We start from the raw sequence: 18,652 nt of genomic DNA, 5'->3' as shown, positions 1-18,652 counted from the left end.
TTTTATCAATCAAATTATCTAAGGGATAATGAATATTGAAAAAAGAGTAAAAGAACTGGTTGAAGAGAAGATAGCTGATAAACCCAACCTGTTTATCGTCGACATAAAAATGCACCCGAACGGTAAACTGGTGATATTGGTGGATGGCGATAACGGCATCGGCATTGATGATGTTGCCGGCATAAGCAGGTACGTGGGCTTTAAGCTGGAAGAGGAAAATGTGATTGAAACTGCCTATAACCTGGAGGTTTCATCGCCGGGGCTTGATGTTCCGCTTAAACTCATCAGGCAGTATATTAAAAATATTGGTCGTAACTTAGCCATCAAAATGGCCGACGGCACCAAAAGAGAAGGCAAACTGAGTAGCATAACCGAAGATGCCATCGTAATAGAAGAAAAAGTAAAAGAAAAGGGAAAAAAAGCCGAAGTTATTGAGGTTGTTATCCCCGTAAATAAAATAGCAGAGACAAAAGTTTTAATATCATTCAAGTAAGACAATGAGCAATATTAATTTAATTGATTCTTTTCAGGAATTTAAAGATTTCAAGAACATCGACCGCCCAACCATGATGAGCGTGCTGGAAGACGTTTTCAGAAGCATGATCAGGAAAAAGTATGGTACCGATGAAAATTGCGACGTAATTGTAAACACAGACAACGGTGACCTTGAGATCTGGCGTACGCGCAAGGTGATGGAAGACGGTTTTAGTGAGGACGACGACCTGGAAATTGAACTGGCAGAGGCAAGAACACTGGATCCGACCTTACAGGTGGGCGACGAGTATATTGAGCAGATCACCCTGGAGAGTTTCGGCCGCCGCGCTATTTTAGCGGCACGCCAGACGCTGGTTTCAAAAATTCTGGAATTGGAGAAAGACGAGATCTTTAAAAAATATAAAGATCGTGTGGGGGAAATTGTAACCGGAGAAGTTTACCAGGTTTGGAAAAAAGAAACCCTGGTGCTTGATGATGAAGGCAATGAGTTATTGCTGCCAAAATCAGAACAGATCCCTGCGGATTATTTTAAAAAGGGAGATACGGTTAAAGCGGTGGTTGATAAGGTAGATATGCTGAACAGCAACCCTAAGATCATCATTTCGCGAACGGCGCCTGCTTTTTTGCAGCGTTTGTTTGAAATGGAAGTGCCGGAAATTTTTGACGGACTGATCACCATTAAAAAAATTGTTCGCGAACCGGGTGAGCGTGCTAAAGTTGCCGTTGAATCATACGACGACCGTATTGATCCTGTTGGCGCTTGCGTGGGTATGAAAGGATCGCGCATCCATGGCATCGTACGTGAGTTAAAAAACGAAAATATTGACGTAATCAATTACACCAATAATTTGCAGCTGTACATCCAGCGTGCATTATCTCCTGCAAAAATCACCTCCATTAAACTGGACGATGAGAAAAAAACCGCAGCAGTTTACTTAAAACCCGACCAGGTATCCTTAGCGATTGGCCGCGGCGGGCATAATATTAAACTGGCCGGTAAATTAACAGGCTATGAGATCGACGTTTACCGCGAAGCGGACGAACAGGATGAAGATGTGGATATAGAAGAATTTTCAGACGAAATTGATAGCTGGATTATTGATGAATTTAAACGAATCGGCCTGGATACTGCCAAGTCAGTATTGGCATTAACTGTTAACGAATTGGTAAAACGCACCGACCTGGAAGAAGAAACTGTGAAGGATGTGTTATCAATTCTGCAAGCTGAGTTCGAATAATCATAATAACCAAAATTAAAATCGTATTTTTGCACAAAAAAGCAGAGAAAGCATATAATAAATGTCAGAAGACAAATCAATAAAATTATTTACAGCAGCAAAAGAGCTGAATATCGGTACGGGTACCATTGTTGACTTTTTAGCAAAAAAAGGGTACAAGGTACAAAAGCACCCTATGGCCTTGCTTGATGGCGATATGTACAACGCTCTGTTAAAAGAATTTGCTGTAGATAAAATTATTAAGGAAGAAGCAAAGCAGATCAGTATCGGCAAGATCCGGAAAGAAGAACCGGTACAGATTCCTGAAAAGCCCGCTGAAACCCGTCGTTCGAGAGATTTCGAAAACGAGGAGATCCTTATAAAAAATGCCGGCCACCATTTTACCCCGCCGGTAGCTGAAAAGCCAAAACCGGTTGAACCTGTTGCACCAATAAGAGCAGAAGAACATGCTGATGCTTTACCGGGTGTAAAAGTGGTTGGTAAAATTGACCTGGATAATTTGAACGCTAAAGCTCAGCCGGTTGAAAAACCTGTTGAAGTTAAAGCGCCGGTAGTGGAGGTTGTTAAACCTGAGGTTGTTGCTCCCAAACCGGAGCCGGAGCCTGTAAAGGAACAGCCGAAAGAAATTATTCCGGAAGCACCGAAGGAAGAAGTTAAAATAGCGGAGGTTAAGGCGCCAGAAGTTATTGCCGAACCTGTTAAGGTTGAACCAAAACCCGAACCGGTTGCAGAAGCCCCGGCCCCTGAAGAACCACAGGAGCCTGAGGTGATCCGTGCGAAAGCAGAGCGTTTAACAGGGCCAAACGTTATTGGCAAAATACAATTGCCGGTTGATGCGCCAAAACGCAACCCGGTAGCTTCGTCTTCAAACACCAATAACGCCCAGGATCATAAACGCAAACGTAAGCGTAAAGATCATCATGGCAACCATCCGGGTAATAACCCGGGCCAGCAGGCTGCAAACCCTCCGGGCCAGCAACAGCCGCATGGCGGTAACCGTCCTGATTTCAGGAACCGTGGTAACAACCCGCCGGCAGGCGGACCAGGTGGCGGCAACGCAGGAGCCGGCAACCGCCCTGATTTCAGGAACCGGAGCGCAGCTCAAAACAACGGGCCGAAAGAAGAACCTACAGAAAAAGATATACAAGACCAAATAAAGGCAACTTTAGCACGCCTAAGCGGTGCCGGTAAATCCGGTAAATTCGCGCAGCGTGCCAAGTTCCGCCGTCAAAAACGTGATGATGTTGCCGCTTCTGCTGAAGAACTGGCCATGGAAAACGAATTGCAGGCAAAAGTATTAAAGGTTACCGAGTTTGTAACGGCCAATGAACTGGCTTCGATGATGGATGTGTCTGTTACGCAGATCATTTCCACTTGTATGAGCCTGGGCATGTTCGTTTCAATCAACCAAAGGCTTGATGCGGAAACGCTGAGTATTGTGGCTGATGAATTTGGCTACCAGGTTGAATTTGTAAAACCACAGGACGAAGAAGGCAGCCTTGACCAACCGGATGATCCGGCTGACCTGATACCACGTGCACCGATTGTTACCATCATGGGCCACGTTGACCACGGTAAAACATCATTGCTCGACTTTATCCGCAAAACCAACGTAATTGGTGGCGAAGCAGGCGGTATTACCCAGCACATTGGTGCTTACGAGGTAACACTGCCGGGCGATAAAGGTAAGATCACGTTTTTGGATACACCGGGCCACGAAGCGTTTACCGCGATGCGTGCCAGGGGTGCCCAGGTAACTGACATTGTAATTATTGTAATTGCTGCTGACGATAGCGTGATGCCGCAAACCCGCGAGGCCATCAACCACGCACAAGCTGCCGGCGCGCCGATCATCTTCGCATTCAATAAAATAGATAAACCGGGTGCAAACGCTGATAAGGTGCGCGAGCAATTATCAGCCATGAATATTTTGGTTGAAGAATGGGGCGGTAAATACCAGTCGCAGGAAATATCAGCCAAAACCGGTCTGAACGTAGAATTACTTTTAGAAAAAGTATTGCTGGAAGCCGAATTACTCGAGTTAAAAGCGAATCCGAATAAACGTGCCGTTGGTACCGTAATAGAAGCTGCCCTTGATAAAGGCCGTGGTATTGTTACCACCATCCTGGTACAGGCAGGTACATTACGTGTGGGCGACCCGATACTTGCCGGTTGTTATAGCGGGCGAGTAAAGGCATTGACCAACGAACGTGGCCAACGGGTTGAAAAGGCTGGTCCGTCAACCCCGGTACAGGTATTGGGTATGCAGGGTGCACCAACTGCCGGTGATAAATTTAACGCGCTTGAAAGTGAAGTTGAGGCACGTGAAATTGCCAATAAACGCTTGCAGTTACAACGCGAACAGGGCTTACGTACGCAAAAACATATCACCCTTGATGAAATTGGCCGCCGTTTGGCAGTTGGTAACTTTAAGGAGCTGAATATTATTGTGAAAGGTGACGTGGATGGATCAATCGAAGCATTGTCAGATTCATTGCTGAAACTATCTACCGAGCAGATCCAGGTGAATATCATCTCGAAAGCTGTTGGGCAGATCTCCGAATCGGATGTATTGCTGGCTTCGGCATCAGATGCGATCATCATAGGTTTCCAGGTGCGGCCGTCAGGCAGTGCGCGTAAACTGGCCGAGCAGGAACAAATTGACATCAGGCTTTACTCCATTATTTACGATGCGATCAACGAGATCAAGGCGGCGATGGAAGGGATGCTTGCACCAACTTTCGAAGAGAAAATTGTTGCCAATGTGGAGATTCGCGAAACGTTCAAGATCAGCAAAGTGGGTACCATTGCAGGTTGTATGGTGCTGGATGGCAAGATCAACCGCAACAGCAAAATACGGATCATCCGCGAAGGCGTGGTAGTTTATACCGGCGAATTGGCTTCGTTGAAACGCTTTAAAGACGACGTGAAAGAAGTTAGCGCCGGTTATGAGTGCGGTTTGAACATCAATAACTTTAATAACATTGAGGTTGGCGATATTGTGGAAGCTTACGAAAATGTAGAAGTGAAAAGGAAGCTGTAACAGGCATCTGTAAAAAATAGCAAGGCCCGCTGCGTAATTCAGCGGGCCTTTTTTTATTTCTTTTTATTTTGCCTTGCATGATGAATGCTATGGCGGCGATGCTTAAGCATATGGGCACGGTGTTTTCGCCCGGGATGTTTTTTGTGCCGGCGGCTGTGCGCTTTTTTATGGTGACTGCGCTGTTTGGATTGATGATGCTTTTGATGGTAAACCTGATGCTGCTTCGGTTGCTGTTGCTTTTGTGGTGCCTGCTGCGCCCCGGATGCGCTAAAACTTAACATTACCAAAAGCGATAACGCCAGTAATTTTAATGCTTTCATAAATTCTTTTTCTGCTGTTTTGTACTTAATTCAATAGTTAATAAATCATTGCAATTTATAAAAAGCATGGGGTAACAGCGCCGTTTCCAATTCATTTGGCAAATGCAATAACATTGTTACATTGAAAAATAAATAAAATCAGCACTGTCGCAATTTAATTTTTGAAACGTATTGATTATTAACTTAAAGTAATGTAATTTCCCTGCTTAACCTTAAATTATGAGAAGACGGACCTATTTACCTTTAATCTGGGGTATATTATGCCTTATCGTCAGCAAAAAATCTTTTTCACAGCAAACTAAACCCGATAGCAGTTCGCAGCAAGGCGCTTTGAATGGCACACTATCGTTGTTTTATGCTGCTATCGGAAAGCAATCATCCTTGTATAACGGTACCGAATACACCTATTACGACCCTTTAATAACCGGGAACGCCTATTTTTCGGATGTAAAAGCGTTTGCACCGGGTGTTGTTAATTATAACGGGATCACTTTTAGCCAGGTACCCATGTTGTATGATATTTACAGTGACCAGGTTGTTGTTTTGCTTTACAATCATTTCACCAAGTTCGCATTGGTTAAAGAGAAGGTAAGCAGCTTTGATTATTTAGATCATCACTTTGTAAACGTAGATGCCGACACACTGGCAAATAATACTGTCCTGCAATCCGGTTATTATGATGAGCTGTATAGCGGTAAAACGCAGGTGCTGGCTAAGCGGTCAAAAAATATCCAGACTTCGGCCGGGCAGACAACTATCGAATCTTATTTTAATCCGGTAAAAAGCTATTATATCCGGAAAAACAATGTGTACTACGAGATCAGCAGCAAAAGTTCGATGCTGGATGTTTTAAAGGATAAAAAGAAACAGGTGCAGCAATATATCAGAACAAGTCAATTAAATTTTCGCAGGGAACCTGAAGAGGCTATGGTCAAAATAGCATCTTATTATGACCAAATATCAAAATAACATGAGAAAAACATACCTTATCACTCTTTGCGTTTTGTTTTTCTTACAAACCGCCCTGGCACAACAAAAAAATGCAAAACTCATCAGTTGTAACTTTCAACAGGCAACTATTGCACAATTTGCCGCTGACCTGGAATCTAAAAGCAGCGCCCGTTTTTATTACGACCCGGCGCAGTTTGACAGTTTGCGGGTAACCCTGCAAATAACTGAACAACCTTTGGAGAGTATTTTGTACGCGGCGTTCAAAAACACCAATTATCATTTTGCCGTAACCTCATCGCAGCAGGTGTTTATTACAAAAGGCAGGCAAATTAAAACAGACCTGGCCCCCGGTTTTACAAGCATGGCACCTGTAAACAATGCGCAAACGGCTGCAGTGGCCGACTATACGGATGATAAAGATAAAAATGTGCCTGATGCTACTACTGAGAATAAGCTTTATGAAATTGGCACCCGCACAAATACCATAAAGCCGGGCAACGCAACACTAAGCGGGTACGTGCGCAATATTAAATCGGGCGAGGCCGTAGTTGGGGCGAGTATTTATGTAGCTAACACAAAAACAGGGGTAGCTACCGATCAGTTTGGTTATTTTACCATAACGCTGCCAAGGGGCAGGCATATACTTATTGTCCGCGGGCTGGGTATGCGTGATACGCGGCGCCAAACTATCCTTTATAATGATGGAAAGCTGATTATTGAAATGCAGGAACAGGTAAACAGCCTGAAGGAAGTTAAAATATCGGCCGATAAGGTAGCCAATGTGCGCAGTGTGGAACTTGGCGTTACCCGGCTCGACATAAAAAATATCAAGCAGATCCCTACCGCTTTTGGCGAAACTGACGTGTTAAAAGTAATTTTAACCCTGCCTGGCGTTACCTCTGTAGGCGAGGCCACAACAGGGTTTAATGTTAGGGGTGGCTCGGCAGATGAGAATTTGATTTTGCTTAATGGCGCCACCATTTATAATCCTGCACACTTTTTTGGCTTTTTTGCCGCCTTTAACCCCGATATTGTTAAGGATATTGAACTGTATAAAAGCAGTATCCCCGAAAAATTTGGCGGGCGGCTTTCATCCGTACTGGAAGTAACCAACCGCGAAGGGAATAAAAAAATATTTACCGGCTCAGCAGGTATTGGTTTATTAACCAGCCGGCTTAACGTGGAGGGCCCGATAGTAAAAGACAAAACCTCTTTTATATTTGGCGCCCGTACAACCTATTCAAACTGGTTGTTAAACTTACTGCCCGACGCGTATAAACACAGCTCCGCTTCATTTTACGATGTAAATCTTGATATCAGCCACCAAATCAACGATAAAAATAACCTTTATCTCTCCAGCTATATCAGTAATGATAAGTTTAAACTGAACAGCGATACTACTTATTCCTACAGCAATAAAAGTGTATCCCTTAAATGGAAACACAATTACAGCACAAAGCTGTTCAGTTTGATTTCGGCAGGGTTTGACAGGTACCAGTATGATATTAACAGCAAAGCCAATCCCGTTAATGGTTATGATCTGGCTTTTAATATTAATCAATCAAATTTTAAAGCAGATTATACCTATTATCTGAATAATAAGCACACCATTGATTTTGGCTTAAACTCCATCCTTTACCATATCAATCCGGGAACTTTTGAGCCACTTGGAGCACAGTCGTTGGTGCTGCCCCAGGTGGTGGCGCCTGAGCAGGCCCTCGAAAGCGCATTATACCTTGGAGATAAATATGATGTAAGCGCTAATTTTTCAATCAGCGCGGGGGTGAGGTTTAATATTTACAATTACCTCGGCCCGCAAACCGTGGATAATTACGCCCCCAACTTACCCAAAGAGCCTGATAATGTTTTAGATAGCACGGCTTATGGCCAGGGACATTTCATAAAAACCTATATTTCCCCTGACATAAGGCTATCGGCCCGGTATTTATTGAATGATAACCTTTCTGTTAAAGCGGGTTATAATACGTTGCACCAGTATATCCACCTGTTATCAAACTCAACCTCTATTTCGCCAACTGATGTTTATAAATTAAGTGACCCCAATTTAAAACCTGAAAGCGGCGACCAGATATCCCTTGGTCTTTTTCAGAATGCGAAACAAAACACCATCGAAATGTCGGTCGAGGTGTATTACAAGCGGCTGAGAAATTACCTGGATTATAAAAGCGGCGCTGTGCTGTTATTAAACCAGCACATTGAGCAGGACGTGATCAATACAAAAGGCAAAGCCTATGGCGCCGAATTTTTGCTTAAAAAAACGGCCGGTAAATTAAACGGATGGATCAGCTATACCTATTCGCGCACCTTCCTTAAGCAGGACGACCCCAATGCGGGTGAGCTGATCAACGAAGGCAAATGGTATCCGGCAAATTACGACAAGCCAAGCTCGTTCAATTTTACCGGTAATTATCGTTTTACACACCGTTACAGCGTATCGTTGGATCTGTCATACAGCACCGGCCGGCCAATTACTTTGCCCATAGCCAAATATGAGTATGCTGGTTCAGAGAGGGTGTTTTATTCAGATCGCAATGCTTACCGGATCCCTGATTATTTCAGGTCCGATTTTTCCATAAATATTGAAGGCAATCACAGGGTGCATCAAAAAACGCACAATTCATGGACGGTGGGCGTGTACAACTTAACCGGCCGCCAAAATGCTTATTCAACATTTTTTACAGAACAAAGCGGGGTGATCAGCGGGTATAAATTATCCATTTTCGCCTCGCCCATACCATTTATCAATTATAATATAAGATTTTAACCCCCGCTATGAGTCGTCGTCATAGATATCTTTATTTTATACTTATGGTCATATCGGTCAGCTGTAAAAAACTTTATAATCCGCCTGCAATATCAGCGCCGGGTAGTTACCTCGTGGTTGAAGGTGTGATTAATAACGGCCCCGACTCTACCATTTTTAAGCTTAGTCATACGGTAAACCTCGCCAGCAAAATAACTTTAAACCCGCTGACTGGTGCTGTTTTGACGATTGAGAGCGATCAGAACACCATATACCCCTTGACCGAAACGCGCAAAGGTAGTTACGGTATTGGTAGTTTGCAGCTTGATAATAACAGGAAATACCGTTTAAGAATTAAAACGGCCGACAATGAATACCTTTCAGATTTTGTGCCGGTAGTAAACGCACCCCCGGTTGATACGATTAGTTTTAACGTTGAAAACAAAGGCATCCAAATTAATGCAGGCACCCACGATGCTGTAAATAATACCAGATATTACCGATGGGATTACCAGGAAACATGGGTATTTCACTCTTACTATCAATCAGGCTACGTATCCAATGGCGACACCGTTGTAGAGCGGGTTTTTCCGGCAAACGAGGTGTATAATTGCTGGGGAAATGACACCTCAAGCACGATCATTCTGGGGTCTTCGGCTAAATTGTCGCAAAATGTGATCACAAATAACCCGCTCACATTTGTTTCATCCACTTCGGAAAAACTGGGGACAAAATACAGCATTATGGTGAGAGAGTATGCTTTAACCGCCGATGCCTATAAATTTTGGCAAATATTAAAAACCAATACCGAACAATTAGGGAGCATATTTGATGCACAGCCCTCGCAAATAAACGGGAATATCCATTCAACCAAAAACCCGTCTGAAGCGGTGATTGGTTATGTAAGTGCAGGAACGGTTACCAGTAAACGGATTTTTATTACAGACCAGCAATTACCGGGCTGGGTGCCTGCACAACCTTACCCTAATTGCACACTTGATTCCATTTACCTGCAATACAAACCTGCCGGGGCAACGGTAGCCGTTAACCAGGAAAATGTATATTTTAATTATAACCACCTGGCTAATCCGCAAGACGCGCTGATACCGGTAGCTGCAATAATCGTTATTCCGCCTATTGGGCCCGAAATGATCATTGGCCATACGGGAGCACAGCCGGAATGTGTGGATTGTACGTTAAGGGGAACAAATAAACAACCGGATTTTTGGAGATAAGAAAAAAATGAGAAACTGGAAAACGTCAATATTTATTTTAATACTATTTACCGGCTGTAAAAAGCTATACAATCCGCCTACAATTACTGCGCCCAATAGCTACCTGGTTGTGGAGGGGGTAATAAACAGCGGGCCCGATGCTACAACCATAAAACTTAGCCATACCGTTAATATAGCCAGCAATATTACATTAAATCCGGTTAACGGGGCGGTTCTTACTGTTGAAAGTGACCAGTCGGCAGTTTATCCTTTGGCTGAATCGCAAATCGGCGTTTATACGGCTAATGGCCTGAACCTTGATAATAGCCACAAATACCGGCTGCGGATAAAAACCGCAAATGAAGAATATTTGTCGGATTTTGTCACCGTTGAAAATTCCCCGCCCATTGATAGTGTTAATTTTGTAATCCAGAGGGATGGTTTAAATATTTACTCAAACACCCACGATGCCAATAATAACACTAAGTATTACCGCTGGGATTACGAGGAAACCTGGATCATCCACTCGCAATACGATTCGTTTTTTAAATCAAACGGCGATGATGTTGTACAAAGGGATTATATTAACGACCAGATATACACTTGCTGGACCAGCACAACGTCAAGCACAATTATTTTAAACTCATCGGCTAAGCTTGCACGTGACGTTATTGTAAACAATCCTATTATTTTCATCCCCTCAACTTCTGAAAAATTGAGTTCAAAATACAGCATCCTCGTTAAACAATATGCTTTATCAGGAAACGCGTACGCGTTCTGGCAAAATTTGAAAAAGAATACGGAGCAGTTGGGCAGCATTTTTGACGCGCAGCCCTCGCAGATCAGCGGCAATATCCATTCAACCACCAACCCTTCCGAGCCTGTAATAGGTTATATTAGTGTTGGAAGTGTTTCCAGTGCCCGGATTTTTATTGCAAACCAGCAACTCCCTGCATGGGCTGATTCGCACAACGACCCAACCTGCAAGCTTGATACTTTTTATTTCAAGTATATACCCCCAGGGTCCACTACCCCGATTAACCAGGTTGATTTGCACATCAATTACAACAAAGGCGCAACGAACCCTGAAATACCTGTTCTGGCTATTTCGCCACCGGGGAGCCCGCCGATTGGTTATACTGCGTCAGAGCCGGTCTGTGTTGACTGTACCTTGAGAGGAACAAATGTTAAACCGTCGTTTTGGAAATGATAAGAAAAGAAAAAACTAAGAAATTTATCAATAAATTACACCTATTAAACCAACCTGATATGAGAATTATTACAAAAAACAGCCGCGCGATATGTTTAGCGATGGTGCTTTTTATGCTTATGCAACATAGCAGGGCACAGGTGATACAGGAGGTGCAAAACAGCTTTAATCTGTATAAGCAAAATGCTTTATTGGAGAAAATTTATGTTCACACAGATAAAAGCGTTTACCTGCCGGGCGAAATTTTATGGTTTAAAGTTTATTGCGTCGATGGCAACGACCATAAGCCACTTAACCTGAGTAAGGTGGTTTATATTGAGATTTTGGATAACAGCCAAAGCCGGATTGTTGAGGCTAAGGTTGCGATGAAAAATGGTTCGGGCGATGGTTCATTATATATCCCGGTTTCTGTAAGCAACGGGAATTATAAATTAAGGGCCTATACCAGCTGGATGAAAAATTTTGGCCCCGATTTCTACTTCGAGAAATTAATCACATTTGTTAATCCTTTAAAATCTCCGGATGCCGCTGCTAAAGAAAGTGCAGCCTATGATATTAACTTCTTTCCTGAGGGGGGCAACCTGGTAAATGGTATTAAAAGTAAAGTGGCGTTTAAGGCAGTTGGGCAAAATGGCAAAGGCGCTGAGTTGAGCGGCGTTGTGGTTAACCAAAAAAATGATACAGTGGCGCGGTTTAAATCCTTGAAATTCGGGATGGGCAGTTTTTCGTTTACGCCTGAAGAAAGAAATTTTTATAAGGCAATTATAAAAATTGACGGAAACCCGCCAATTACAAAAGATATTCCTGCAGCGAACAGCCAGGGGTACGTGATGTCGTTGACCGACAACGCATCAGGGCAGTTAAATGTAACCGTAAAAGACAATGAAAACGTGGGTGGTAATATTTATCTTTTTGTGCACACCCGCCAAACCGTAAAGATTGCGGAAAGCGCGGCGGTTAATAATGGGACAGCTAATTTTAGCATCAATAAAAGCGAACTGGGCGAAGGGATCTCACACATTACTGTTTTCAATAATGCAAAACAGCCGGTTTGCGAACGGCTGTATTTCAAACGTCCGGCACGGCAATTATTGATCGCTGCCGGCGCTGATCAGTCACAATATGGGTTGCGCAAAAAAGTGACGGTTAACGTACAGGCTAAAGATCCTGCCGGCAAAGCATCAGACGCTGATATGTCGATGGCGGTTTACCGCGTTGATTCATTGCAGGCCATTGACGGCAGTAATATTTTTAGCTATTTATGGTTAAATTCCGACTTGAAAGGCAGTATTGAGTCGCCCGATTATTATTTCAGTAACGTAAATGCTGAATCGGATGAGGCGCTGGAAAACCTGATGCTCACACAAGGCTGGCGCAGGTTTCAATGGAAAGATATTTTGGAAAACCGGGCGGCTGCCTTTAATTTCCTGCCTGAATATACCGGCCACATCATCACAGCTAAAATAGTTAGCTCCGAGAATGGTGCTCCCGCTAAAAACATCATGACCTACCTTGGTATCCCCGGGAAAAGAGTGCAGCTTTATACATCTCAAAGCGATTCGTCAGGGCGCTTATTGTACGAGACAAAGGATTTTTATGGTACCGGCGAGGTCATCGCACAAACCAATGAATTGATAGACAGCACCTACCGGATTGATATTTTAAGCCCCTTCTCCGAACAGTACACCAGGGCGGCGCTACCAAAATTTGAATTTAACAGCGGCCAGGCAAATGCATTAAAAGACCACAGTATTGGTATCCAGGTTTTGAATATTTACTCGGGCAATATGTTAAAGCGTTATTACGATCCGCATATTGACAGCAGTGCCTTTTATGGAAAGCCCTTTAAAACCTATAAACTGGATGATTTTACACGTTTTACTACAATGGAAGAGGACTTACGTGAATATGTGTCGGAGGATAATATCGTAAAAACAAGAGGGTATTTTCACATCAAGGTTTTAAATAACAAAGGGTTTTTAGATAGCGACCCGCTGGTTTTACTTGATGGGATCCCGGTGTTTAATATGAATAAGGTATTTACCGTAGATCCGTTAAAGGTTAGAAAACTGGAGGTGGTGCCTTTCAGGTATTATTATGGCCCATCTACGGAAGAAGGAATATTTAGTTTTACAACCTATAAAGGCGATCTCGGCGGCGTTGAACTTGACCCCCGCGCCATAGTAGTTGACTATGAAGGCATGCAGCTTAGCCGGCAATTTTATTCCCCGGTTTATGATACCGAAGCCAGGGCTGCCAACCGGCTGCCGGATTTCAGGAACCTGCTGTATTGGACCCCGTCTGTAAAACAGCATGCAGCTGGCGATGTGTCTTTTTACACTTCTGACGAGCCTGGTACCTATGTTGGCGTTATACAGGGCCTTACCCCTAAAGGAGAGCCGGGGAGCGGGTACTTTACGTTCGAGGTTAAATAATAATTATTATATTATTATTCCGAAATTTTGATTAATATATAAAATATAAATTAAAAATACATCAATAATATATGCTTAAACTATATATTGTTGGTGTATTTTTTTGTGCGCATCAATGGGTTGTGTTTAAAAACAACCCCTTTAACTACAGAATTTCCTCAAAATTACCACAGAATTCACTCAAAATTCCTAAATGTGGAAAGAATGGCCGTTTGGGCCATATTTATATTAATTTAAATATTTTTATAAATAACATACTTTTTTTATAAACCGCCCGTTTTTCATTTCAACTACTAAATTGAATTGTAACATTGTTATTACAATTCAAACGGGTATTAACAAAACAAATGGTTGACCAGGAGGCGGGATTTAATAAATCAGTGATCAATGAACAGGGCAGAAGTTGCGCGGAAAGAAAAAGAAAACGCGAGAAGCCGACCATGTCGGAATGTTCACTTGAGTAACAAATACAAACCATTTGGTATACCGTGAGTAAAATGGGGCGGCTATTTTAGGTTTTTATATAACGCCTTTATCAATAAATAGTTATGTCGAATTTGTCGTTGAAAAAATGAAAAACAATTTAAAATCTATTAAAATGCGAAAAACAATGATCATCCTGGCGGTAGTATTGGCGGCACTTTACTCATGTACACACGATCACATCACGCCGGCACCAACAACCAATACCGGTGGCGGCGGAAATGGAGGCGGCGGCGGAAATGGCGGCGGAGGCGGTGGCGGGACACCTCCAAGTGATACGGTGTGTTTCCAATCAGAGGTGTTGCCGCTGTACCAATCCTATTGCGGAAGTGCCGGTTGCCATAATGGAAAATCAAACGGGGAGGACAACAACTTTAATCTGACGACTTATGCCGGTATAAAGGCAGGGATTGTGGCTTTCAATCCGGGGCAGAGCAGGTTTTATACCATCATCCAGGACGGCTCAATGCCGCCAAGAAACTCGCCGAAGATCACTTCGACACAGCTGGCCACCATCGCCAAATGGATCAACCAGGGGGCATTGAACAATTCCTGCACAACAAGCACCTGCGATACAACAAAAACAACTTATACAAACGGCATCTCGCAAATCTTTGCAACCTATTGTAATGGATGTCACGGCGTGGCGCCCGGGTCGGGTAACGTTGTGCTGAGTGATTACAATAGTGCCAAATCAGCCGGAACGTCGCTTAAAGCCACTTTCCTGAACGCGATAAACTATACCTCAACCAGTTCATTAATGAATATGCCTCCGTCAGGTCCATTAAGCAGTTGCCAGGTTAAACAAATAAGTATTTGGATAAACAGCGGTTGTCCGCAATAAGCAAAAAGGAACCATGCGATATATTTTTGTATTAATACTCCTTATGCTGAGTATTACCAGCTGCTACTATGACCGTGCCAGCCTGGTTTATCCCCAAACGACGTGTGATTTAACAAAGGTAACTTACAGCATATCGGTAACCGGGATTCTTCATGCCAGCTGTTACAGCTGCCACAGCGGTAATGCTTCGGCTGGTGGAGGTGTGGTATTGGATAATTATAACGCTTTAAAAACATATGTAAGCAACGGACAATTAATGAACTCGATTAATCATACGGGCGGCATCCCGGCCATGCCCCTGAGCGGTTCACAATTAAGCTCCTGCGAAATATCAACGATCCAGAAATGGATCAGTAACGGAACACCAAACAATTAAACTTTAAAAAAATGAACAAACTAATTTTTTCCCTTTTGCTTACAGCCGTAAGTTTCACGCTGCATGCGCAAAAAATATATGTAACAAAAACCGGTCAAATAAAATTTAATGCCAGTACGGCGCTTGAAAACGTTGCCGCCACCAATAACCAGGTTGACAGTAAAATGGTAGATAAAACGGGCCAGATCGTTTTTAGCGCGTTAATCAAAAGCTTCCGGTTTGATAATCAGCTGATGGAAGATCATTTTAACGAAAATTACCTGGAAAGCTCCAAAATTCCAAAGGCCGAATTTAAAGGTTTTATTACAAATGCGTCGACCATTAACTTTTCCAAAGACGGCAAATATCCCATAAATGTTGATGGTACTTTGTCTCTGCATGGCGTATCACAAAAAGTTACCGCCGGCGGGGTAATGACAATTCAGGGGGGAAGCCAACGATAACCGGGTCTTTTAAAATAAAGATAAAAGAGTATGGTATAACCGGCTTATACATAGGCGAAAAGATAGCCAGCGAAGTAGAAATAACGATTAACTGCGAATATGAATAAATAGAAAGCAGATTAAAGCGCAGGTTAAGTATTGCGCATTTTAAATCTGCCTAATCTCATAATTTGGAAAGATAGGGGTCATTTTAAGGAAAGATAGGTACTGATAGATTTGTTTATCAATTCATTTACCCTTCGGGTGGAAAAAACAGGGTTTTTCTATCCTTTCATTTTTCCTCCGATTTTAAAAAGTAGCGTTCCGCGATATAAACAAATCTGTTATGAGAAAGGCACTAATTATGATAACCATTACCGTGGCAGTACTGTATTCATGTACACATGATCGCGTGGTTCCGTACAAAACAAGCAGCGGGCCCATTGCTAAAGGAGACACCGTTTGCTTTCAATCGGATGTGCTGCCCTTATTTCAAACGTATTGTGCCAGTACCGGTTGTCATGACGGCAAAAATAACGGCGAGGACCGGATTCTGAACTTAACCACCTATAGTAATATCATGCAGGGAATTGTTCCTTTTAATACAGGCCCCAGCAGGTATTACAGTGTGATACAGGACGGTTCGATGCCGCCGGGCAATTCGCCGAAATTAACGCCGGCACAAACGGCTACGATTGCAAAGTGGATAGACCAGGGTGCTTTAAATACATCTTGCGCAACAGCTACCTGCGACACCACCAAAACGACGTACAGCAATGGCGTGTCGCAGATATTTTCAACCTATTGCAATGGTTGTCATGGTGTAGCACCCGGGTCCGGAAACGTAATATTAAGTGATTACGCCAGCGCTAAGTCGGCAGGCACTTCACTTAAAGCCAGTTTCCTGGCCGGTATAAATTATACATCGGCTTTACCGGCAATGAATATGCCGCCATCAGGGCCGCTGAGCAGCTGCCAGGTTAAACAAATTACTAAATGGATCAACAATGGTTGTCCTCAATAAATTTTGAACGTCATGCGATATATTTTTGTATTAATACTCTTTGTTTTATGTGCCTCAGGTTGTTATTATGATCATGCGGACCTTGTTTACCCCCAAACTGCGTGTAATTTAACAGGCGTAACGTACAGCGTATCTGTAAAAACAATACTTAGCTCAAATTGCTACAGCTGTCACAGCGGGAATGCAGCGGCAGGTGCCGGTATAGCGTTGGATAGCTATAATACTGTAAAAGCCTATGTTACCAACGGGCAACTGATGAATTCCATAAATCATACCGGCGGAATACCGGGTATGCCCCTCAGCGGGTCACAACTGGGTTCATGCGAGATTCAAACGATACAAACCTGGATCAATAACGGAACGCCAAACAACTAAACGCAAACAAACTATAATTAAAGCACTCAGCACTATGAAGAACATCACTCACCATAACCTCCGGGTACGCAGCGTATTTGGCGTTATATTTTTTGCCTGTTTTTATTTTTTGCCGCTTATGACAATGGCGCAAAACGTCGACCTGTTTAAACAGCAGGATGAACAGGACAAAAAAGACGCAAAGGAAACAACTGATATTGTTACCTCAACATTTAAAACAACGCGGATTGTGAATAGCCAGTCCATTGAGAATACCGGTGCGGGTATTTTGGACGTTAAAATCTCGCACAGGTTCGGCCTGGTAAATACAGGGGCCTATAATTTTTACGGCCTCGACCAGGCTACCATGCGTTTGGGACTGGACTACGGTATCAGTAACAGGCTTGAAGTGGGTATAGGCCGCAGTACTTACAATAAGGAATTTGATGGCTTTTACAAATTCAGGATCCTGAGGCAGTCAACCGGCAGAGCGGCTATGCCCATATCCCTGAGCCTGAGTTCCGACGCGGTGTGGCGGACGATTAAAGACCAGCCAACAGCCTATGCGATCAATAGTTCCGATCATTTTAATTTCACCAATCAATTGATCATCGCCCGCAAATTTGGCGACTATTTTTCAATCCAGTTTGTGCCCACCATGGTGCATTACAATATTGTACCAACAAAAGCAACGCCCAATGATCTGTACTCTGTCGGTACAGGATTTCGCATAAGGCTTTCCAAAAGAGTGAACTTTACAGGCGAGTATTACTACCAGGTTACGAAGTTCCAGGGCACCTATGATGCGATGTCACTCGGCTTTGATATTGAAACCGGCGGGCACGTATTCCAGTTCTTCTTTACCAACTCAACCGGGATAAACGAAAGCAGCTTTATTACGCAAACCAACAGCCAGTGGGGCAATGGCGGCATCCATCTGGGCTTTAATATTTCAAGGGTATTTACCGTGGTTAAACACAATCATTAATCGTTACAAAATGAAAAAGAAGATCATATTAATTGCATTGGCTGTCATTTTAGTTGGTGGCTTTGGGGTGTGGTATTACGTTTTTCCCTATTCGGAATCACACCATCGGGATGTGGTAAATGAAGATGCGATCAATGTTACGTCGGTTCAAATCGTGAAAGATTATCAAACCAACGAGAAAGCAGCAAATGCCAGGTATTTAAACAAAGCGGTGCAGGTAACAGGCACCATTTTGGCAAAGAAAGCTGACCAGGCGGGTAATACAACCGTAACCTTAAAGAGCGGAGACGCTTTTGCGAACGTTTTTTGCACTTTAAAGCCGGGCATTACACTGGGTTCTGCAGACTCAACAGTAGTTATAAAGGGAATTTGTTCGGGTTTTTTAAGTGATGTAGTTTTAAGTGGGGGGATAATTATTAAACCCGAACAAATTCCAAAATAATATAATTAAAGGTATCCTATGTCAGGCAATCGCTTTTAAAATAAAACGA

16 protein-coding genes are annotated in these 18,652 nt (G+C 43.1%); all 16 read left to right on the top strand.

Annotation, left to right across the window (positions count from 1 at the left end; translation table 11 throughout):
• The first annotated feature begins 28 nt into the window (after positions 1 to 28).
• Positions 29 to 493, top strand: a complete 465-nt coding sequence (rimP, locus tag MgSA37_RS23135; protein ID WP_096355463.1) for a ribosome assembly cofactor RimP — start codon at positions 29 to 31, stop codon at positions 491 to 493.
• A 4-nt stretch (positions 494 to 497) separates the two neighbouring features.
• Positions 498 to 1,733, top strand: a complete 1,236-nt coding sequence (gene nusA, locus MgSA37_RS23130) for a transcription termination factor NusA (RefSeq protein ID WP_096355461.1) — start codon at positions 498 to 500, stop codon at positions 1,731 to 1,733.
• Positions 1,734 to 1,794: 61 nt separating this feature from the next.
• Entirely contained in the window at positions 1,795 to 4,776 is a 2,982-nt protein-coding gene (gene infB / locus MgSA37_RS23125) for a translation initiation factor IF-2 (protein ID WP_096355459.1), read from the top strand.
• 77 nt (positions 4,777 to 4,853) lie between these two features.
• Positions 4,854 to 5,054: a hypothetical protein gene (locus MgSA37_RS23120; RefSeq protein ID WP_096355457.1), complete on the top strand. Its 201-nt coding sequence runs from the start codon at positions 4,854 to 4,856 to the stop codon at positions 5,052 to 5,054.
• A gap of 261 nt (positions 5,055 to 5,315) precedes the next feature.
• The gene (locus MgSA37_RS23115) at positions 5,316 to 6,065 is read left to right on the top strand and encodes a hypothetical protein (protein WP_096355455.1); all 750 of its coding nucleotides are present in this window, start codon (positions 5,316 to 5,318) and stop codon (positions 6,063 to 6,065) included.
• Between the two features lies 1 nt (position 6,066).
• Complete coding sequence (locus MgSA37_RS23110) at positions 6,067 to 8,832, top strand: TonB-dependent receptor (protein WP_096357699.1); 2,766 nt, start codon at positions 6,067 to 6,069, stop codon at positions 8,830 to 8,832.
• Between the two features lie 44 nt (positions 8,833 to 8,876).
• Positions 8,877 to 10,046 carry a DUF4249 domain-containing protein gene (locus tag MgSA37_RS23105; RefSeq protein WP_157750696.1) on the top strand — a complete coding sequence of 390 codons (1,170 nt, stop codon included), beginning with the start codon at positions 8,877 to 8,879 and terminating at the stop codon, positions 10,044 to 10,046.
• Between the two features lie 7 nt (positions 10,047 to 10,053).
• Positions 10,054 to 11,235, top strand: a complete 1,182-nt coding sequence (locus MgSA37_RS23100; RefSeq protein WP_096355451.1) for a DUF4249 domain-containing protein — start codon at positions 10,054 to 10,056, stop codon at positions 11,233 to 11,235.
• Positions 11,236 to 11,294: 59 nt separating this feature from the next.
• Positions 11,295 to 13,670 (top strand): MG2 domain-containing protein, encoded by a 2,376-nt coding sequence (locus MgSA37_RS23095; RefSeq protein ID WP_157750695.1) that lies wholly within the window; start codon positions 11,295 to 11,297, stop codon positions 13,668 to 13,670.
• A 598-nt stretch (positions 13,671 to 14,268) separates the two neighbouring features.
• Entirely contained in the window at positions 14,269 to 14,997 is a 729-nt protein-coding gene (locus MgSA37_RS23085) for a c-type cytochrome (RefSeq protein ID WP_157750694.1), read from the top strand.
• A 13-nt stretch (positions 14,998 to 15,010) separates the two neighbouring features.
• A complete protein-coding gene (locus tag MgSA37_RS23080) occupies positions 15,011 to 15,373 on the top strand; it encodes a hypothetical protein (RefSeq protein WP_157750693.1) in 363 nt (120 codons plus the stop codon).
• 11 nt (positions 15,374 to 15,384) lie between these two features.
• Entirely contained in the window at positions 15,385 to 15,816 is a 432-nt protein-coding gene (locus tag MgSA37_RS23075; protein WP_096355441.1) for a YceI family protein, read from the top strand.
• A 325-nt stretch (positions 15,817 to 16,141) separates the two neighbouring features.
• Positions 16,142 to 16,819 carry a c-type cytochrome gene (locus tag MgSA37_RS23070; protein ID WP_096355439.1) on the top strand — a complete coding sequence of 226 codons (678 nt, stop codon included), beginning with the start codon at positions 16,142 to 16,144 and terminating at the stop codon, positions 16,817 to 16,819.
• Between the two features lie 12 nt (positions 16,820 to 16,831).
• Positions 16,832 to 17,194, top strand: coding sequence for a hypothetical protein (locus MgSA37_RS23065; protein ID WP_096355437.1), 363 nt, complete (start codon positions 16,832 to 16,834; stop codon positions 17,192 to 17,194).
• Positions 17,195 to 17,228: 34 nt separating this feature from the next.
• Positions 17,229 to 18,161 carry a DUF5777 family beta-barrel protein gene (locus MgSA37_RS23060; protein ID WP_096355435.1) on the top strand — a complete coding sequence of 311 codons (933 nt, stop codon included), beginning with the start codon at positions 17,229 to 17,231 and terminating at the stop codon, positions 18,159 to 18,161.
• A 10-nt stretch (positions 18,162 to 18,171) separates the two neighbouring features.
• Entirely contained in the window at positions 18,172 to 18,603 is a 432-nt protein-coding gene (locus MgSA37_RS23055; protein ID WP_157750692.1) for an OB-fold protein, read from the top strand.
• The last annotated feature ends 49 nt before the right edge of the window (positions 18,604 to 18,652 follow it).

Origin of the sequence: Mucilaginibacter gotjawali, from assembly GCF_002355435.1 — a bacterium.
GTDB classification, from domain to species: Bacteria; Bacteroidota; Bacteroidia; order Sphingobacteriales; family Sphingobacteriaceae; genus Mucilaginibacter; species Mucilaginibacter gotjawali.
The sequence above is the reverse complement of the archived record's forward strand: the minus strand, read 5'-3'. Positions and strand labels throughout refer to the sequence as shown.

Bases quoted from the DNA above. Each gene is read 5' to 3' on its own strand.
- rimP (WP_096355463.1), top strand. From the start codon at position 29: ATGAATATTGAAAAAAGAGTAAAAGAACTGGTTGAAGAGAAGATAGCT.
- nusA (WP_096355461.1), top strand. From the start codon at position 498: ATGAGCAATATTAATTTAATTGATTCTTTTCAGGAATTTAAAGATTTC.
- infB (WP_096355459.1), top strand. From the start codon at position 1,795: ATGTCAGAAGACAAATCAATAAAATTATTTACAGCAGCAAAAGAGCTG.
- MgSA37_RS23120 (WP_096355457.1), top strand. From the start codon at position 4,854: ATGATGAATGCTATGGCGGCGATGCTTAAGCATATGGGCACGGTGTTT.
- MgSA37_RS23115 (WP_096355455.1), top strand. From the start codon at position 5,316: ATGAGAAGACGGACCTATTTACCTTTAATCTGGGGTATATTATGCCTT.
- MgSA37_RS23110 (WP_096357699.1), top strand. From the start codon at position 6,067: ATGAGAAAAACATACCTTATCACTCTTTGCGTTTTGTTTTTCTTACAA.
- MgSA37_RS23105 (WP_157750696.1), top strand. From the start codon at position 8,877: ATGGTCATATCGGTCAGCTGTAAAAAACTTTATAATCCGCCTGCAATA.
- MgSA37_RS23100 (WP_096355451.1), top strand. From the start codon at position 10,054: ATGAGAAACTGGAAAACGTCAATATTTATTTTAATACTATTTACCGGC.
- MgSA37_RS23095 (WP_157750695.1), top strand. From the start codon at position 11,295: ATGAGAATTATTACAAAAAACAGCCGCGCGATATGTTTAGCGATGGTG.
- MgSA37_RS23085 (WP_157750694.1), top strand. From the start codon at position 14,269: ATGCGAAAAACAATGATCATCCTGGCGGTAGTATTGGCGGCACTTTAC.
- MgSA37_RS23080 (WP_157750693.1), top strand. From the start codon at position 15,011: ATGCGATATATTTTTGTATTAATACTCCTTATGCTGAGTATTACCAGC.
- MgSA37_RS23075 (WP_096355441.1), top strand. From the start codon at position 15,385: ATGAACAAACTAATTTTTTCCCTTTTGCTTACAGCCGTAAGTTTCACG.
- MgSA37_RS23070 (WP_096355439.1), top strand. From the start codon at position 16,142: ATGAGAAAGGCACTAATTATGATAACCATTACCGTGGCAGTACTGTAT.
- MgSA37_RS23065 (WP_096355437.1), top strand. From the start codon at position 16,832: ATGCGATATATTTTTGTATTAATACTCTTTGTTTTATGTGCCTCAGGT.
- MgSA37_RS23060 (WP_096355435.1), top strand. From the start codon at position 17,229: ATGAAGAACATCACTCACCATAACCTCCGGGTACGCAGCGTATTTGGC.
- MgSA37_RS23055 (WP_157750692.1), top strand. From the start codon at position 18,172: ATGAAAAAGAAGATCATATTAATTGCATTGGCTGTCATTTTAGTTGGT.